This window comes from Idiomarina sp. 28-8 (assembly GCF_000320945.2).
GTDB lineage: Bacteria > Pseudomonadota > Gammaproteobacteria > Enterobacterales > Alteromonadaceae > Idiomarina > Idiomarina loihiensis.
This window is the reverse complement of record NZ_DF266790.1, coordinates 565,136-581,536: the sequence shown is the minus strand read 5'-3', so window position 1 is coordinate 581,536 and position 16,401 is coordinate 565,136. Positions and strand designations below refer to the sequence as shown.

Annotated in this window: 18 protein-coding genes and 3 tRNA genes; 10 read left to right on the top strand and 11 right to left on the bottom strand. The window is 44.1% G+C overall.

The features are described 5' to 3' along the window. Position 1: 1 nt before the first annotated feature. Genes RJ32_RS07645 through RJ32_RS07635 form a run of 3 tightly spaced genes read right to left on the bottom strand, consistent with a single transcriptional unit; the run spans position 2 to position 2,600 of the window. The gene (locus RJ32_RS07645) at positions 2-820 is read right to left on the bottom strand and encodes a LytTR family DNA-binding domain-containing protein (RefSeq protein ID WP_034820827.1); all 819 of its coding nucleotides are present in this window, start codon (positions 818-820) and stop codon (positions 2-4) included. Further along, positions 817-1,911: a sensor histidine kinase gene (locus tag RJ32_RS07640; protein WP_034820824.1), complete on the bottom strand. Its 1,095-nt coding sequence runs from the start codon at positions 1,909-1,911 to the stop codon at positions 817-819. Before RJ32_RS07640 ends, RJ32_RS07645 begins: the two co-directional genes overlap by 4 nt. Next, positions 1,911-2,600: a flagellar brake protein gene (locus RJ32_RS07635; protein WP_034820821.1), complete on the bottom strand. Its 690-nt coding sequence runs from the start codon at positions 2,598-2,600 to the stop codon at positions 1,911-1,913. Before RJ32_RS07635 ends, RJ32_RS07640 begins: the two co-directional genes overlap by 1 nt. Before the next feature lie 76 nt (positions 2,601-2,676). Between RJ32_RS07635 and RJ32_RS07630 the strand changes: the two genes are divergently transcribed. Continuing rightward, a complete protein-coding gene (locus tag RJ32_RS07630) occupies positions 2,677-4,446 on the top strand; it encodes a M61 family metallopeptidase (protein WP_034820818.1) in 1,770 nt (589 codons plus the stop codon). On the opposite strand, the gene RJ32_RS07625 is transcribed toward RJ32_RS07630, so the two are convergent. Genes RJ32_RS07625 through RJ32_RS07615 form a run of 3 tightly spaced genes read right to left on the bottom strand, consistent with a single transcriptional unit; the run spans position 4,443 to position 6,848 of the window. Next, positions 4,443-5,264: a M23 family metallopeptidase gene (locus RJ32_RS07625; protein WP_034820816.1), complete on the bottom strand. Its 822-nt coding sequence runs from the start codon at positions 5,262-5,264 to the stop codon at positions 4,443-4,445. The genes RJ32_RS07630 and RJ32_RS07625 overlap by 4 nt on opposite strands. Further along, positions 5,257-6,141, bottom strand: a complete 885-nt coding sequence (locus RJ32_RS07620) for a 6-carboxytetrahydropterin synthase (RefSeq protein WP_034820813.1) — start codon at positions 6,139-6,141, stop codon at positions 5,257-5,259. The genes RJ32_RS07625 and RJ32_RS07620 overlap by 8 nt, the downstream gene beginning before the upstream one ends. 59 nt (positions 6,142-6,200) lie before the next feature. Then, positions 6,201-6,848, bottom strand: coding sequence for a LysE family translocator (locus RJ32_RS07615; protein ID WP_227016295.1), 648 nt, complete (start codon positions 6,846-6,848; stop codon positions 6,201-6,203). Between the two features lie 80 nt (positions 6,849-6,928). Here RJ32_RS07615 and RJ32_RS07610 point away from each other — a divergent pair, with 80 nt between their 5' ends. The 6 genes from RJ32_RS07610 (at position 6,929) to alkB (ending at position 10,604) form a co-directional block, all read left to right on the top strand. Next, positions 6,929-7,813, top strand: a complete 885-nt coding sequence (locus tag RJ32_RS07610) for a LysR family transcriptional regulator (RefSeq protein ID WP_235598928.1) — start codon at positions 6,929-6,931, stop codon at positions 7,811-7,813. A 108-nt stretch (positions 7,814-7,921) separates the two neighbouring features. Continuing rightward, complete coding sequence (locus RJ32_RS07605) at positions 7,922-8,440, top strand: acyloxyacyl hydrolase (RefSeq protein WP_034820805.1); 519 nt, start codon at positions 7,922-7,924, stop codon at positions 8,438-8,440. Between the two features lie 75 nt (positions 8,441-8,515). Beyond that, a complete protein-coding gene (locus RJ32_RS07600) occupies positions 8,516-8,806 on the top strand; it encodes a PepSY domain-containing protein (RefSeq protein WP_034820802.1) in 291 nt (96 codons plus the stop codon). A 22-nt stretch (positions 8,807-8,828) separates the two neighbouring features. Next, entirely contained in the window at positions 8,829-9,359 is a 531-nt protein-coding gene (locus tag RJ32_RS07595; protein ID WP_034820799.1) for a cytochrome b/b6 domain-containing protein, read from the top strand. Beyond that, positions 9,343-9,951, top strand: coding sequence for an N-acetyltransferase (locus RJ32_RS07590; RefSeq protein ID WP_034820798.1), 609 nt, complete (start codon positions 9,343-9,345; stop codon positions 9,949-9,951). The genes RJ32_RS07595 and RJ32_RS07590 overlap by 17 nt, the downstream gene beginning before the upstream one ends. Then, complete coding sequence (gene alkB / locus RJ32_RS07585) at positions 9,951-10,604, top strand: DNA oxidative demethylase AlkB (RefSeq protein ID WP_034820795.1); 654 nt, start codon at positions 9,951-9,953, stop codon at positions 10,602-10,604. Before RJ32_RS07590 ends, alkB begins: the two co-directional genes overlap by 1 nt. Before the next feature lie 5 nt (positions 10,605-10,609). Here alkB and RJ32_RS07580 read toward each other — a convergent pair whose 3' ends face one another. After that, entirely contained in the window at positions 10,610-11,920 is a 1,311-nt protein-coding gene (locus tag RJ32_RS07580) for a hypothetical protein (RefSeq protein ID WP_034820791.1), read from the bottom strand. A 406-nt stretch (positions 11,921-12,326) separates the two neighbouring features. On the opposite strand from RJ32_RS07580, the gene RJ32_RS07575 reads away from it, so the two are divergent. The 3 genes from RJ32_RS07575 to RJ32_RS07565 are packed head-to-tail and all read left to right on the top strand — an operon-like array spanning position 12,327 to position 15,239. Further along, complete coding sequence (locus RJ32_RS07575; protein WP_227016297.1) at positions 12,327-14,669, top strand: YdbH domain-containing protein; 2,343 nt, start codon at positions 12,327-12,329, stop codon at positions 14,667-14,669. A 12-nt stretch (positions 14,670-14,681) separates the two neighbouring features. Beyond that, on the top strand, positions 14,682-14,867 hold the full coding sequence (locus RJ32_RS07570; protein WP_011234492.1) for a YnbE family lipoprotein: 186 nt from the start codon (positions 14,682-14,684) through the stop codon (positions 14,865-14,867). 18 nt (positions 14,868-14,885) lie between these two features. After that, entirely contained in the window at positions 14,886-15,239 is a 354-nt protein-coding gene (locus tag RJ32_RS07565; protein ID WP_034820785.1) for a YdbL family protein, read from the top strand. A gap of 238 nt (positions 15,240-15,477) precedes the next feature. On the opposite strand, the gene RJ32_RS07560 is transcribed toward RJ32_RS07565, so the two are convergent. The 4 genes from RJ32_RS07560 to pgsA all read right to left on the bottom strand — a co-directional run bounded on the left by RJ32_RS07560 (position 15,478) and on the right by pgsA (position 16,390). Next, positions 15,478-15,564: transfer RNA gene (locus RJ32_RS07560), tRNA-Leu, on the bottom strand. Positions 15,565-15,589: 25 nt separating this feature from the next. Beyond that, positions 15,590-15,663: transfer RNA gene (locus tag RJ32_RS07555), tRNA-Cys, on the bottom strand. A 6-nt stretch (positions 15,664-15,669) separates the two neighbouring features. Next, positions 15,670-15,745: transfer RNA gene (locus RJ32_RS07550), tRNA-Gly, on the bottom strand. Between the two features lie 96 nt (positions 15,746-15,841). Next, positions 15,842-16,390 carry a CDP-diacylglycerol--glycerol-3-phosphate 3-phosphatidyltransferase gene (gene pgsA / locus RJ32_RS07545; RefSeq protein WP_011233905.1) on the bottom strand — a complete coding sequence of 183 codons (549 nt, stop codon included), beginning with the start codon at positions 16,388-16,390 and terminating at the stop codon, positions 15,842-15,844. Positions 16,391-16,401: the final 11 nt, after the last annotated feature.

Sequence of the window (16,401 nt, the reverse complement as noted above, 5' to 3'; positions counted from 1 at the left end):
ATTAGCTCAGAATAAGTTGTTTAATTCGGTCTTTATAACTACGGCTTACTTTCAGTTTTTGACCATTTTTTAATTGTAAATGGTATTCGCCATTTTGCTGGTTACAGAGCTTTTCAACCTGTTTGATATTAACAATGGCCGAGCGGTGCACCCGCTGAAACAATTTAGGATTTAAGTCCTGCTCCAGTTCTTTCATTGTGCGTCGCAGAATATGGGTATCGTCACCAGCATGTATGCACATATAATCTCCGGCGGCATCAATCCATTTAATATCTTTAACAGCAACCCGGGTTATCTCACCGCTGTCCTTTATGGCAATATGGTCTGGGTATTGGTCTGCAGTGATATTTTCGCCCGAAGCCAGTTTCTCTAATAACGTGTGAGTATCTTGCCCGGTTACCTCTGCAACTAAACTGATGAGTTTGTCCTGGTGTTCGTCGTTAACCGTCTGATGTTCATTTATAACGCGATTAACGCATTCAGCCAGACGGTCGTCGTCAACGGGCTTCAGCAAATAATCCAGCGCTCTGACCTCAAAAGCTTTGATAGCGTATGTGTCATAAGCGGTCACAAAAACGACGGTTGGCAACTCATGCCCTTTTTCCTGAACTGCTTTTAATACTTCAAAACCATTAAGCCCGGGCATCTGTATATCGAGAAAAATTAAATCAGGGTTATTTTCGATAATGACATCGACGGCTTCCCTGCTGCTTTTGCACTCAGGCATTAACTGCAGTTGTTCAAACTCCTGTAAACGAATAGCCAAGCCCTTTCTGGCTAAAGGTTCATCGTCAACAACCAGGGTTTTCAATCGATTCATCTTTGACTCTCCAACATTTCCATCGGAATGGTAATACGAACACAAAAACCGCTTTCAGCACCCTTTAGCATTTCAAAGCGATACTGCTTGCCATATAAGGATTTAAGCCTTTGGCGAGTGTTATTAAGCCCGACACCGTCTTTGCGGAATAGCTTTTCCGGATCGGTTTCTATTTTCGGCCCATTATCACACACCTCCAGAATAAGATTCTCTTTTTCTGACCAGGAACGAACTCTGATTTTCCCCACCCCTTCTACATTTGAAATGGCGTACTTAATTGAGTTCTCAATTAAAGGCTGACAAATTAAACTAGGAACCAGGGCATTCTTGGTTTCATCTGACAAATGAATGTCAATTTCAAGCTGCTCGTCAAAACGTACTTTTTCGATATCCAGATACAAAAGCAAGGCATCCACTTCTTTTTCCAGAGTCACTTTTTTAATCGGTTCATTATCTAAAGAAAAACGCAGGAAGTGGCTTAGCTTATTCACCATCAAATTGGCTTTTTCATTCTCTTTGAGCAAAATAAGCGTAGAAATTGCGTTTAAGGTATTAAACAAAAAATGCGGATTGAGCTGGTATCGTAGCATTTTCAACTGCGCCTGATGCGCCATAGATGAAGCCAGTAACGCTTTTTGCTTCTCTTCCTGCAGCATCTGATAATACTTAATACCAAAATAAAGTCCGCTCCAACTAAGAATGATATAAAACTTGGCCAAACTGTTTTTCAAATAGAAAAAGGGACTGTCCGGGCGAAACCCAAATTTATAAATTTCCCAGTAAGTTGCGTTATCAACAATGGCCCAGGCTACAGCGGTAACATAAGACACCACAATGGCAATTAAAACCATAAGTGCCGGGGGGAACTCCCATATACGCCGGTACAAATAGCGAAGCGGAATCGTACTCAAAAAGCCGGCATACGCCCCCAAAATAATAATGAGGGTGTAGATATCCCGCATTTCATGCATTAGTGACCCTATGTAGTTCACTAACGCATAACCTATCCAGCCTCCCGCCTGCAGCAACCAGAAGAACCTGTTACGGTTATCCATCAATAGTTGCCACTGCGTTTTTATCGGTTTCTCCATTATGTTGAGGACTCTAAACGCGATAACTCGTCAATATCCACAAGGCTTCCGGAGAAAAGAGAGTTAACCTCATCTTTCTGGTTCCCCATAAACTGCACACCTAACTCAAGCTGGTCATCCACTTGCTTTACCTGCCGGACTATAGCTTTAAGGGTTAAGTCGCCGTTATTTTTCTGTTCTATTTTAAGAACAATTTTGCTGCCATTCTCCCAAAGCTCGTCTATTTTACCTTCAGGCTTTTCATGCTTTAGGCGACACCCACTTTCAGATACATCCAGCACGTGTCCTCTGAAAGTATTCTCTTCACCTTTTATTGACTGCCCTGAAACTGAAGCGGGCAGAAAGGCGTCGAACCGGCGCCCTTTTCTAATAACCCGGTGCTCAATCTGATTTGGCCACATGATAAAGAGCATTTTTGTTGGGTGCGAGATGACATAGCTTATTTCACTGCGAAACGCGCAAATTTCACCACTTTCGTTTTCCAGAACAAAGCGGACAATGACCGGGGTTTTTTCCTGCAAAAGATCACGCATGTCATTGTATTTACGTGCGTCAGGCATATTAACGATAACCCAGCGCTCGTTAACCGCGCCAATAAACTCTGAATAAAACCGAGCAGGAACGTTCGAACTGGACAGCTGAACTTCTATTTTCTGACCTGTAACGAGCTGCGAAATTTTGCTTGGCATAGGGGTCTCTTTGCGATGAATCAATATGTTACTATGATCGCTAGTTGTCAGGCTGTGTCAAGCAAAGGAGAGTCTCTTGATCGCTTACGATATAACACCCATCGATTTACATGGGCATTTATTTAATGTCACTCTCACTATTGAACAAACCAATGATGAGCAGGAACTCTGGTTACCAAACTGGATTCCGGGCAGTTATTTAATACGGGATTTTAGTAAACACATTATTGGCTTGCACGCCGAGAGTAACGGCCATTCTCTGGCGGTTAAACAAATAAGTAAGAACCGCTGGCAACTGGCTCGTTCGAAGCATCCTGTTACTGTGCACTATCAGGTATACGCCTGGGACTTATCGGTTCGTTCGGCTTATCTGGATCAGTTTCAGGGCTTCTTTAATAATACCAGTCTGTGCCTTGCTGTTGAGGGGCAAACCGACCTTCCCTGCGAGCTACATTTGCATGCGCCGCCAGAAGCTCCACAGTGGAAGGTCGCAACCGGGATGCCCCGGAAAAATGGGCAAGCACATTCCTGGGGATGCTTCCGGGCCGATGATTATGACGCGTTAATTGACTATCCTTTTTTAATTGGTGACTTAACCATCGAAGAGTTTATTGCTCACGGCATTAAGCACTCTCTCGTCTTAAGCGGCCGCCATTATGCTGATACCTCGCGTATAACGGCGGATTTAGCCAAAATTTGCGAAACTCAAATTAGCTTGTTTGAGGAAGCACCTTTTCAGTCTTATACCTTCCTGACCATGGTGGTAGGAAGTGGTTTTGGCGGACTGGAGCATAGAAATTCAACCGCATTGCTTTGCAGCCGTAAAGATTTAATCAGCGCTCATCAATACGAAATGAATGACAACTATCAGACCTTTTTAAGCCTGTGTTGCCACGAATACTTCCACAGCTGGAACATTAAAACTCTGAAGCCACAGGCTTTTCTTCCTTATCAGTTGGATAAAGAGTCGTACACTGAGCAACTCTGGTTCTACGAAGGTATGACATCCTACTTTGACGACTACCTTTTGCACACCAGCGGCATTATTGACGAAAAGCGTTATTTAAAGCTGTTAGGCGACACTCTGTCGCGGGTTGAGCGTGGTGCCGGGCAATACCAACAAAGCGTGACAGAGTCGAGCTTTCTGACCTGGACTAAGTTTTATCAGCAGAACGAGAATGCACCGAACAGTATTGTTAGCTACTACGCGAAAGGTGCATTAATAGCACTTAGTCTCGATCTCATGTTGCGTTTGCAATCCGATCATAAACTGACTCTGGCAAGAGTTATGAAAGAGCTTTGGCATGAGTTTGGTAAAACATCCATTGGCACAGCTGACGACACGGTCATTAATTGGCTGAATCAGTATCCCGGCATTGATGTTTCCGACTTTTTGAAAGATGCCCTATACAACAAAGAACCGCTGTCGCTTGTGGAGTTGCTGCAAAACTTTGGCGTTATGGTTCAGAAACAGGTGCCCGTTGATGATAACAGCGTCGGTGGAAAAGCGTCAGAACAGCCTGCGCGTGTCAACTTTGGAGCTAAGTACAAAGCGTCGTCGCAGGGTCTGGACGTTATTAACGTGTATCATGATGAAAGCGCTTATCACGCAGGTCTTTCTGCAGGCGACAAAATCATCGCAATTGACCATTTGCAGGCAACCGAGCAGTCGGTTAAACGAATTCTGGAGCGATATATTCCCGGAGATACGGTTACGATTCATGCGTTTCGCCGCGACGAGCTAATGACACTGGAGCTTACCTGGCAAGAACCGGCTAAAAGCAGCTATGTTTTAAGCGTAGAACAACCAGATAAGCTGAAAGGCTGGTTAACGCCTCCCGGTTAATCCATATAAAGCTGGGGAAGTAAGGCCGGATCTAACCGTTCATTTCCCCAGTTAACCCGCCAGTCCAGGTGAGGTCCCGTAGCACGGCCTGTGGCACCGATAGCACCAATTGAGTCGCCCTGCTCAACTTTGTCACCAACCTCGACATGCAGCTCACTCAGGTGCAAATACGTTGTGTTCACTTTATAACCATGTTCAATAATGATGGTACCGCCTGAGTAAAATAAATCAGGTTCAGCCAGCACAACCTCACCCGGCCACGGCGCTTTAACCGGAGTCCCTGTTGGCCCGGCGATATCTTCCCCATAGTGTGGATTGCGGGGCTCGCCATTAAAAATTCGCTGACTGCCGTAAACACCACTAATGCGACCTTCGGCGGGCTTAGTAATTGCAGTCAAAAAGTCCGTTCGTGTGGTTTCTTTTTGTCTGGCTAACCAAACCTTTTCCGCTTCTTTTCTGGCTCGTTTTACCTGTTCAGGGTCTGGTGTCACGGTCTTTTGCGGTACACCATCGACACGATCAATCTTGTATTCACGAGGCTCTAGTTTGAGCTCTTTAGTGATAGTTTTCTCGCCTTTACTGACAACTAAGGTGTTTTCTAATTCAGCCTTGCGCGGAAAACCAAAAACAATATATCCCTGCTCGGTTACCTGCAGAGCTTCGCCGTTCAGTGTTGCAGTAACACCAGGCTCAGATTTAGCCAGAATTAAAGCCCCCTGAGTTAAAGACCCTTTTATTTCTAACGATAAAGGCTCATCGGCTGAGGCCACATTCGCCGAACACAGCGCTAAAGCAGCGGCAACAATCATTTTACGCATAGGCTATTGCTCCTTTTCCTACCCCTTCGAAGGCGCGAACTTCTACAGCCTGACCCGCATGCTTAGATTTAATTTCTGCAGCGAGAAAATCCGCAATACACTCAACTGTTGAGTCTGTCTCTATAACAAAGTTCTCTGCATTCGGAACAATAAGCTCAAACAGCCCCTGGTCGGCAACATAGCTGTAATAGGTATGAGTCGAGTCGCTGGTTACAGACGTTGCAGCCTCGGACAGCGTCAGTTCTTTCTTTGAACGAACATCTTCGGTAGTGCCTAGATAGATGTCTTCCCACTTATCTGACCATTCTTTTTCCAACACCGGTTGGCGAATGTTATCCAGTCGAATTTGAATTTTTGAACGATGACCATGAGCAATACGTTGGCAATTACCGTCGTGCTTTTTCAAACCATGTGTGTAGTGATAGTAAAAACCGTCGATATTTTCTGGTCTCAGAAACAATTGCAGACCTTCGACATTAACCGGTAATTCGCGCTTTATAACAGCTTTCAGGTAGTCCGTTACTGTCTCTATGGAGACAACATCTGCATCGATAAAGGCAAAGGCATCGGCCGGGCAAAACAGATGAATAGAACCTTGTTCCGGGCGCAGAAAATCGACCCAGTTAGCGCTGTCATCAGAGTTGTGCGTTACTTTTGTATACGAATGCTCTGCCGGTACGACCAATTTATGGTCAACCGAGTTATCGATAATGGCTTTAACCTGCTTTTTAACCCGACCAAAGTCGAGCACCATAGATTGCTCATTTAACGCGCCATCCAGCACGATATCAACAATCCAGCTCTCACCAACTATCCCCCTTTCCGGGCATAAGTAAGAGCAATCAATAACGGTCAAATCATTCACAAATAACTGCATAGTGAGCTTTTCTCATCTCTTCTTCGGTAACTGTCACTAGTATAACCTGAAACGCTTTATCAGATAAGCTCTATCAGGTTTGCCCACTCCCATAATAATTTTAACGACAATAAAATAAGGGCAGCTCCCATGGTACGGTCGACCCAATGACTGTAGTGCCATAGTGTTTTAAAAATGCGGGGTTGAGTCAGCAGCCAGGTGAGGAATAAAAACCACATACCGGTCGCAACAATTAGGTAAATACCATAACCAAACTGGATAGCAAAAGGCGTTTCCGGGGCAATAATAGTAGTAAATAAAGTTAAAAAGAAAATAGTCGCTTTTACATTTAAGCCATTAGTAATAAAGCCGACAATAAACGCTTTCCGTTTACGCGGCTGGGTAGCGGCCAATTCACTATCGGACATATCCTTTCTGGGTTTAGCTTTAATAGCCTGAGTTCCGATGAAGCCTAAATACAGTGCACCGGCACAAAGTAAAGTCTGATAGAGCCAGTCAGTCTGGTGAATAATCAGCGCCACACCAATAAGCGAATAGGTAACATGAATAATGATTCCTGATGCCACACCTAAACTCACCCAATAGCCTGCCTTACGACCAAAACTCAGGCTATAACGTGAAACCACCGCAAAATCAGGCCCCGGGCTCGCGACCGCAAACAGGTGGATCAAAGCGATAGTTAAAAACTCACTCCAGTAAGACAACACAAACTCCTTATTGCGCAATTTAACTTTAGATGCCAGAATCAAAGTTACTTTTTATTAATTACAGATTACTATTAATCAACATGAAAAACACTAAACTCCCCTCATTAAATGCATTGAGAGTGTTTGATGTCGCCGCCCGAAGTGGCTCTTTTAAACAAGCCTCGCAAGAGCTTGGAGTAACTCAGTCTGCCGTCACCCGACAAATACAAACTCTGGAAGAACAGCTCGAAGTTCGCTTATTCCAGCGAGACAACCGGGTTCATTCGCTCACTCCTGTCGGTCTGGAATTAGCACCTCAAATTGAGCAAATATTTGAACAACTGGAGCGTACCATTGAGCGCACCCGAAACCTCAGTGACAATACAACAACCCAGTTAACCGTCGCAATCAGTTCTGAGCGACTGCGCTTTTGGTTAGCAGCAAAGCTTGCCGATTTTCATTCTCTGTACCCGCACATTCAACTTAGCTTCAGCCGTTGCAATGAGTACTTTATTAATGAAAGCGCCGCAGAAATGGCGTCAGCAATACAACATCAAAGCTGGGATCTTGCCATTGGTTATGGAAAAGTCACGGATAAGCACATTCAGTCCATTGTGTTACAGAAAAATCAAATGATCCCGGTTTCTGCCATTAAGACCAATGAGTCACCTTTCCAACTGCCCTGGTTAGTAAACCCTGAGAATCCCGATCATCAGGCAATGTTAAAGACCTACAGTCAACAATTGAAATCCACACGTATTATTCATTGCAATGATGTACAAATGTCGCTGGACTTGTCATTCGCAGAACAAGCTGTGGCATTAATTGACAGTAGTCTTATTACGCCCGGACTGTCTAATTTAAAAGTCTATAACGACTCCGCACAGCCCTGTCAGTATCCGCTAAGCATCTATTATCGCAAACGACAGAGGCAGCCCGTAGCCTTGGTAGCGTTCATAAAATGGCTGCAAATGATTACTTCTTGAATAAAGACTAAAAAACGCGCAGTCAGTTAGCCAAAGTTCATTTTCCAGTTTACATACATTCATGTTTGTATGTAAAATATCACCCCTTTTTGGTTATTGGAGAGTGATATGTGGTTAAGAGCATCACTGGTTGTACTAATAATATCGAGTTTTTCATCTTTTGCGGACGAGGTTCACGTTGCCGGAGCCTATTCCACAGACCAACTGCGTGGTGTAAGAGCGGGTTATAGGGTCACCAACCTGCCGATCGAAATGCCTACCTGGTTAGGCTCACCCAGCCTTCATTTAGAAGCTGCTTTAAACCACTGGCAGGATTCAGATAATACAGCGGACAATATTACCGCTTTTACCATTAGCCCTATCCTCTCCTGGCAAATAGCCGGAACAGAGCGGCCACTGTACGTAGAAGCAGGTATTGGCGGCAGCTACTTCGACAAAACCCAGATAGCTAACCGACGCTTATCAACTCAGTTTCAGTTCGAAGATCGGGTATCGCTTTCGTGGCAATACAGCCAAAGTTCCAATGCTCGCATCGCTTTAGGGTATACCCACTACTCAAATGCTGATATTAAGCGTCCAAATGACGGACTGGACTTTTTATGGATGAGCTGGGTTTTGCCATTTTAATGTTTGAAGAGCGTTAGCGTTATTCAGTTGAAGTTGCTACATTTGATTCTAAGTTTTATTTAAAATGGAGAACTTATGAAAAGCCAACTTATTAAATTATCTGCAATTGCAGCCAGTGCTTTATTTGTCACCGCTTGCGGAGCCCCTGAATCAGGCACCACACAGTGCACTATGGAGCCGAAGGAAAACTGGTTGGATCAAGAGCAGTTCCAACAGTCGTTGAAAGAACAAGGTTACAAGATTAATGAGTTTAAGGTAACTGACGGAAATTGCTACGAAATTTACGGTCAGGATAAAAGTAAACAGAAAGTTGAAATTTACTTTAATCCTGTAGATGGCAGTATCGTCAAGCAAGAAACCGAGTAACTCAGTAAGGAAGGCAGTACCAATGATCATTTGGGATAGATTTATCAGAACTTTTCATTGGTTGTTGGTGCTGTGTTTTTGTCTCAATTACTTTTGGCTTGAACCCGGAGGCAGTTTTCATCAGGCCGTGGGTTATACTGCCGCAACCTTAGTTATTATAAGGATTATCTGGGGTTTTACGGGGCCGGCAAAAGCACGCTTCCATAACTTCCTCCCTTCTGTTGCTGGAGTTAAAGAGCACGTCGCAGAACTTAGCCACAGAAAAGTAAACCAGGCTCAGGGGCATAACCCGCTCGGTGGCCTTATGGTGTTCTCTTTTTTGGCTTTATTCTTACTGCAAGCCATTACTGGCTTCCTCCGCGAAGAAATTAATGCGCTCTATGGAGACAGTTTTCTAACCTCCGTTCATTCTGTTTCTGCCAACATCATTTTTGCTCTGGTCATTATTCATATTATAGCGGTAGTTGTTACCGCATATATTGGTAAAATAGAGCTTATTCGTCCTATGATCAGCGGCAAACGCCGAACCAAACACCATGACCGAGCAAAATAAAAAGCGAGAACGTGTTTATCAGGTATCCAGTAACAGGGAGAAGTCCTCTCATAAGCTGCGTTACGTTGAGGCATCTGCGCCTCATGAAAGCGACTGTCGTTTATGCGTAGGTTCCCTTGCAACAACAGATGCGGAGTCTAACGATTTTACAGTAGCCAATACCAGCTATAACGACATTTCCAAAATTGCATTTTTAGAAAAACAGCTTTACTCAAATGACGCTTATTCTGCTGCCTTTTTCTATCAGGCATTAAGACAATGGCCACACACTTTTTTAACTCTAAAGGCGGGAGAAAAAACGGCAGGTTATAGTTTAATGGTTCCGGTTTCAGACTCTGGTTTATCTCTTATGTCGCTATTGGTAGGAAAAATATTCCAGGGCAAAGGACTGGGCAAGTTGCTATTAAGCGATTCCATAGCACTTGCGCGCAGCCTAGGTTATAAACAAATGGAGCTTAGTGTCGCGCCAGAAAACGCCTCAGCAGTTTCGCTTTACCGGAGCTTTGGTTTTAACACCACCCAAACGGTGCGTGACTATTTAGGGCCAGGCCAGGATCGCTTGCTAATGACGCTTTCACTCCTGGAAAACTGATGTCGTCTCTTGACCTCTTTGCCAACAATGGCTCAGAACCATTAACCACCGAAATAAGTGAGCAAGCCACTCTGTTTCACCAATTTTTGTTGGCGGATGATGAAGCTTTGCTCAATGATATCCGTGGCGTTTTAAAGCGAGCACCGCTGCGTCACTTAGCAACCCCTGCAGGCCATAAAATGTCGGTAAAAAGTAGCAGTTGCGGAAGTTACGGGTGGCTCAGCGATAAACACGGTTATCGTTACGAGAGCATCGACCCTCTAACAGGTCAGCCATGGCCCGACATTCCCCAGAGTATTTTAGTAAAAGCAACGCAGGTTTCACGGTTAGCTGGTTTTCAGAATTTTCAGCCAGACTCTTGTCTCATCAATATTTACACGCCGGGGGCAAAGATGGGGCTCCATCAGGATAAAAACGAAACCGATTTCTCAAAGCCCATCGTCTCCTTTTCTTTTGGCTTACCTATAACCTTTATGTGGGGCGGTTTTAAACGTTCTGATAAGTATCAGAAGTTCAGTCTTCAGCATGCCGATGCGCTTGTCTGGGGAGGAAAAGATCGCTTGAGATATCATGGAGTTCAACAGCTTAAAGAAGCTATGCACCCGTTAACCGGACGCTGTAGAGTAAATTTGACTATACGTCAGGCTGGTTAGCCCAATCAGCAGCTCCCCAACTTTTCCATATAATCGAAGATATCGTACTCTTTTGCTTTTGCCATAAGTTCATTGCGCTTTTCACTACAGAGGCTCTCTGTCGCAACGTGAAACTCCTGAAATAGCTGAAAACTTTGTTGCAGCAAAGCGCTATCGCGCTGATTAAAAAAGCCGTGATGTTGACTGCCCCAATAATGGGCATGATGAAACAACTGCTCTGCTACCTTGGCAAAAACTAAAGGATTAAGTACTCGGTAATGGCGGTATTGCTGAAACAACTGATAATTGGCTTTCCCCTGCTCTGTTAACAGATCCATAGGCTCGTCCATCAGCATATAATTGTATAAATAGCTATTATTGAATGATGCTAGGCGTTGCCAGTATTCACGCTCATCATCGTTTTCGCTACTATCAATTCGAGCGCTTAATTCCGAGATATCGTAGAAGCGAAAGTTTTTTAATAAATGGCCACGCATAAACCGCACGAAGGATTCAGACTGCTGCACCGCGAAATTCTCAAAGGCCTCGAAAAGCTCCGGCGTAACATAGTTAAATTTCGGCTTTAATGACTGGTACTGATTCGACAAACAACGAAACCGCGGATGATCTTTAAGACCATCGAGATCCTCATCATGTAAAAGGCTTTCCATGCCGGTGTAACGAAAATCTAAAGCAAGCTCAATACAGTCAAGGGCACGGTCCTGCTCTCCGGCTAACCAGTACACACAAGCGGCATTGTGCAAAATAGATGGGTTTAACCAACTGAATTGCGCCATGCTTAAGTAAACCTGAACTCCTGCATCCAGAAATGCCTGATCCTGCTTCTCTTTGTATGCATCACAACACAGTGCCAGATAGTACTGAATAAGATTATAGAACTCAGGACTTTCCTGATAGGTTTCCCACTTCACATCGAAGTCTTCATTAAACCAATGCTCAATTAAAGCTAACGACTTTATAGGTGATAAATTTTCGACTTTCGGAAGCGGTACACGTTCATCAACTTTATTGTCATTTGCGGCATTCACATTGGGTAATACACTGCGGGCTTTCTTAGCTTGTGCTTGTGAGCGGAAAAGCTTATCGCCAATAACGACATAGTGTTTGTCAACTAACCCAAAAGACTTCACCGTAGCGGTTGCGACATCGAGCTCTGTAAAACACGTGCAATGCCCAGTTGTATGATTATACGAATAGATAAAACAACCATTAAAAAAATAGCTAAACTGAACATCACTTTCCAGAGGTTTACTGCACCCCATAAACACCGGGGTATCCGGCGTCACATTGACTGCTGTATTGGTTATAGTGCTCACGGATAGCTCCTGTCGCAAGTTATTCAAAAGCCATTAATGGTGAATTAATAGACAGCGTTTAGACTATCTGCGTAACTCAGCGTATAAAAGAGGCTTTACAGAACTTTAACTTTCAAAGTGCAATTTCTGACTAGAAGCTAGAACCAATAATGACGAAATGCCTGCAGTCAGCGCTTTTTATAATTATGATAGTTATCATAATCGAAATTAAATGAAGGTAAAGCTTTTGTTTGTTTTTTAACCAACTAAAGTAAAAGCTTTTAAAGAGAGGCCGCGAAGTTGGTTTTGCCTTGAAGGGTTCATCCGTGCTAACTATAGTTATAAAACAGCAAGTTAAAGAGCATCGTTTATTAAAAGGACTAATATCTAAATGAAGCTATGGCGGTTAATATCACTCGGCAGCTCCATGCTTCTCACACTTCTGCTCATTGCATTTGCTATAGCATTGTTCGGCTACTTCTATTTAAACCAGCAACTGAAATTGGCTGGTGTTACTGACTGGGAAGTGGAATTTGAGAAACTGACTACCAGCCACATTGTTATTAAGCAGCTGGAAATAACAATTGATTCCTTACCCGAATCGTCAGGAGCAAGTTCCACCGCAGCGGTAAACCTCACGCAGATATTCTCCATGGAAATGCCGGCTTTATTACCAGAACGTATCGATATTAAGTCGCTACAACTGAAAGGCAAGTTACTGCCTGAAAGCGTCTCTGCAAGTCTTTCACTGATAAACAAGCAGCAATTGCGGTTAGAGCTCAATAGCCAGGAGCCACTTGTCGCCGATGTGAGAGTTATTCGACACGATAACCAGGTAAAACTAAAAGCTCGCTACGACAACGCCCTGTTACAAGCTAATTATGACTATAACTCAGGGAAGCTTATAGCCGGTGGTAGTTATCTTTTAGCGGCACAGCAATTTGCAGACAAGGTAACGACCGAGCCAGTGTCGGTTGATGCAAAGTGGAACGGTAATCTTTCACCTTATATTGAGTCAGCGACAGTGGAGAGTCTTATAGCTGAATTGTCCGGCGAGCTTGTTGTGTCAATTACGCAACCCACTTTAATCGAAATTACCAGCAGTACCACAACAGCAACAGGTGAGCTTCAGCTAAATTTGAATAAGGGTATTATGGACTCTTATCAGCTCGAGCTGAAAGGTGATACTGAAAACTTAGCGTCATTAATCGAGTCCGATCTACCACTACAATTGTCGTCGTTGTCCTGGGAGCTGAACAGCCGCGACAGTTTGGGTGTTTCATTGCTCAGTGCTCAACAGGCTGTTAATAAAGCCCGTTGGCCTCTAAAGCTAAATGCTGTAGCTAAAGGTGAAAAAAACGAGACGATTCGCCTCGCGTCTGAGTTATCGATACAACAAAAACAATGGCAATTTAACTCGCTTGAACTCGATTATGTGCAGCTGAATGCGGACAGCATTAAGCTTCCTGTTGCCGGGCAATCAATGACGATAAGCAAACTCATATCGAAGTTTTCCGGAACAGTCTCGACCACAGTTGCCGAACTCCATAGTACTGAGCCAACCCGCATTGAGCTTAAAGCTTTAGACAACGACGCCTTAGCCGTACTCAACTTCAATCAAATTTATTATCCGTACTCCGAACCTCATAATGCGCTTGCAGAGTTTGACCTTAACATTCACAGCAACGCAGTTAATTTCGACCCCATACGGAACCTCAAAGCCGTTTTTGACAGTAAGTTTCAATATCAACAGCAGCAACTGACCGGTGACGGAGAGCTCGTACTCGGTGATCATATAAAAGTGGCACACCATAGCCAGGTTACTTCTGATCAGTTAAAAAGCAAAATTGAAGTTGCCGATTTTAACTGGCAGCAAATTCCGCAACTGGATGCCCTGCTAGCAACTATGATGCCTCAACTTATTGTCAGTAAAGCGGCTATTAGCGGCCAGACAGATGTAACTTACTCCATAAATAATAACCGCTGGCGCCTCGACAACGGGCAATTAGAGATTCAAAAAGGTGACTGGGTTTTTGATACCTTATCCGTGGTTAATAGCAATATTGATTTTGGTTTCACCGCCAATAACGAACAACTTAATATGAATAATGCAAAGCTCCACATTGGCAGCGTGCAACAAGGCTTTGCGCTGGGGCCAATCACCGCTGAATTTAGAGCCCAACTGCCCTTTCAACAACCTATGCAATCCACTCTCGACTTAACCAGTCACACCATTAAAGCTCTTGGTGGCAGCATAAGCATTCCCAACCAGCGTTACTCTTTAACCGACAGCTTTGCACTACCCATTGTGTTCGAAAAAATTTCGCTGGGTGAACTCATGCGTCAATATCCAAGCAACAAAATTTCCATAGATGGTGAGGTTTCAGGAACCATCCCTGTTTACTGGGACTCTAACGATTTAACAGTAGAAAGAGGTTATCTGGATGCGCTGGCGCCCGGTGGTCACCTGCAGGTAGATTCGTCCGCCCTGGTTCAACTTGCCGGCAGTAACCCCAGCTTACAAACTTTGGCAGGCGTATTGGGTAACTTCTATTATAATCAACTGTCTACGACCGTTGATTATAATGACAATGGTAAATTGACCTTAGCAGTACAACTAAAAGGCTCGAACCCTGAGCTTGAAAATGGACGTCCGGTTGAGCTTAACGTAAGCTTGGAAGAAGACTTACCCGCATTGATAAAAGGACTACAGATAAGCAACAGTCTGAACGATGTTATCCGTAAACGAGTACAGCAAAAAATCAATTAATCAGGGGATGGTATGAAACGATTATTGCTACTAATAAGCGTGCCTTTATTCGTTCTGGGGTGTACCCCAACGGTACAGGTCGCAGCACCTAAAGAGCCTATTACTATTAACTTGAACGTTAAAATAAAGCATGAAATTTACGTTAAAGTTGATAAAGCGCTCGACGACGTAATTTCTGAATCCAGTGGCCTATTCTAACGACAAAGGAATGCAACGATGAAATATTTACTAACCGCAATTTTAGTTGCTTTTATTGGCTTATCAAGCCCTATGACACAAGCACAACAGCTAAACTTAGAGCAGTCAATGGCACAGTTAAGTGACGCCAAAGAGCAGGGCCTGGTGGGTGAAAAACCCGACGGTTACCTGGGAGTCGTAAAGTCCACCGAAACAGCCGAACAAATTGTTAAGCACATTAACGAAGCTCGTCGTCAGGAATACACGCGCATTGCTAATGACAACGACATTGCTGTTGCCGATGTCGAGCTGTTAGCCGGAAAGCGCGCCATTGAGCGCAGCAAGTCAGGTCACTATGTAAAAATTGACGGAGAATGGAAGCAGAAGCCTTAATTGGCTTCTTCTTTGGGTTCTGTTCTAGTAGTTTTTACCTGTATGTTCCGACTTCAGCCATTTTAACTTGGCTCTATGCATCTCACCTGCGGCTAGCCGCAGGCTACAACATCAGAAGTAGCACCAAGTGGTCGTATTTTTCAATAGATTTTAATAGACAAGGGGAATCAATGAATCGCCTGAGAGGCTTTATTTATAAGGCTTTGTAGACTTTCAGATACTACTGTAAATTCGGAATTGGTGCCCGGGGCCGGACTTGAACCGGCACGAAGTTACCTTCGAGGGATTTTAAATCCCTTGTGTCTACCAATTCCACCACCCGGGCACTACATAGAAGTGTTCTCGAATAATGGAGGCGGGTCCCGGAGTCGAACCGAGATCCACGGATTTGCAATCCGCTGCATAGCCATTCTGCCAACCCGCCAGAATTTGGAGCGGGAAACGAGATTCGAACTCGCGACCCCAACCTTGGCAAGGTTGTGCTCTACCAGCTGAGCTATTCCCGCACCGTCATCTGCCGTGGCATTCTACTGTTTAATCGTTTTCAGTCAATGACTTTTTATCATTTTAATGACTGTTTGCACAAATTTACGGCAAAGCAGTTAATTTCTGGTCAATTCGCTCTTGGCGCCGCGTAAATATTCCCACATGGACCACACAGTCAAAACAAAAGCCGAATAGAATAAGAACATTGATAACCAATAAATATAAACGTTCGCATTCCAAAGCAGTCCAATTAAGGCCAGCATCTGTGCCACTGTTTTCCATTTACCTAAATTCGAAACAGCAACTTTTGCTCTGTGGCCGCTTTGTGCCATCCATTCCCGTAGCGCACTGACTATAAGCTCACGGCAAATCATCGTCAGCGCCGGAATGGTAATAAAGGCAGAATTATAATCTTCAACAATGACAACCAGCGCAGCGACTACCATCGCTTTATCTGCTACCGGGTCAAGAAACTCGCCGAACTTAGTAAACTGGTTAAAACGACGGGCAATATAGCCATCCAGAGCATCTGTGATTGCCGCTAACCAAAAGATAAAAGCAGCCCAGAAACGCGCATCTTCCATTGGTAAATAGAAAACCACCAGAAATACCGGAATAAGTACTATCCGGAAGCTGGTCAAAATATTAGGGATATTCCACTTCATTATCCGCTGAT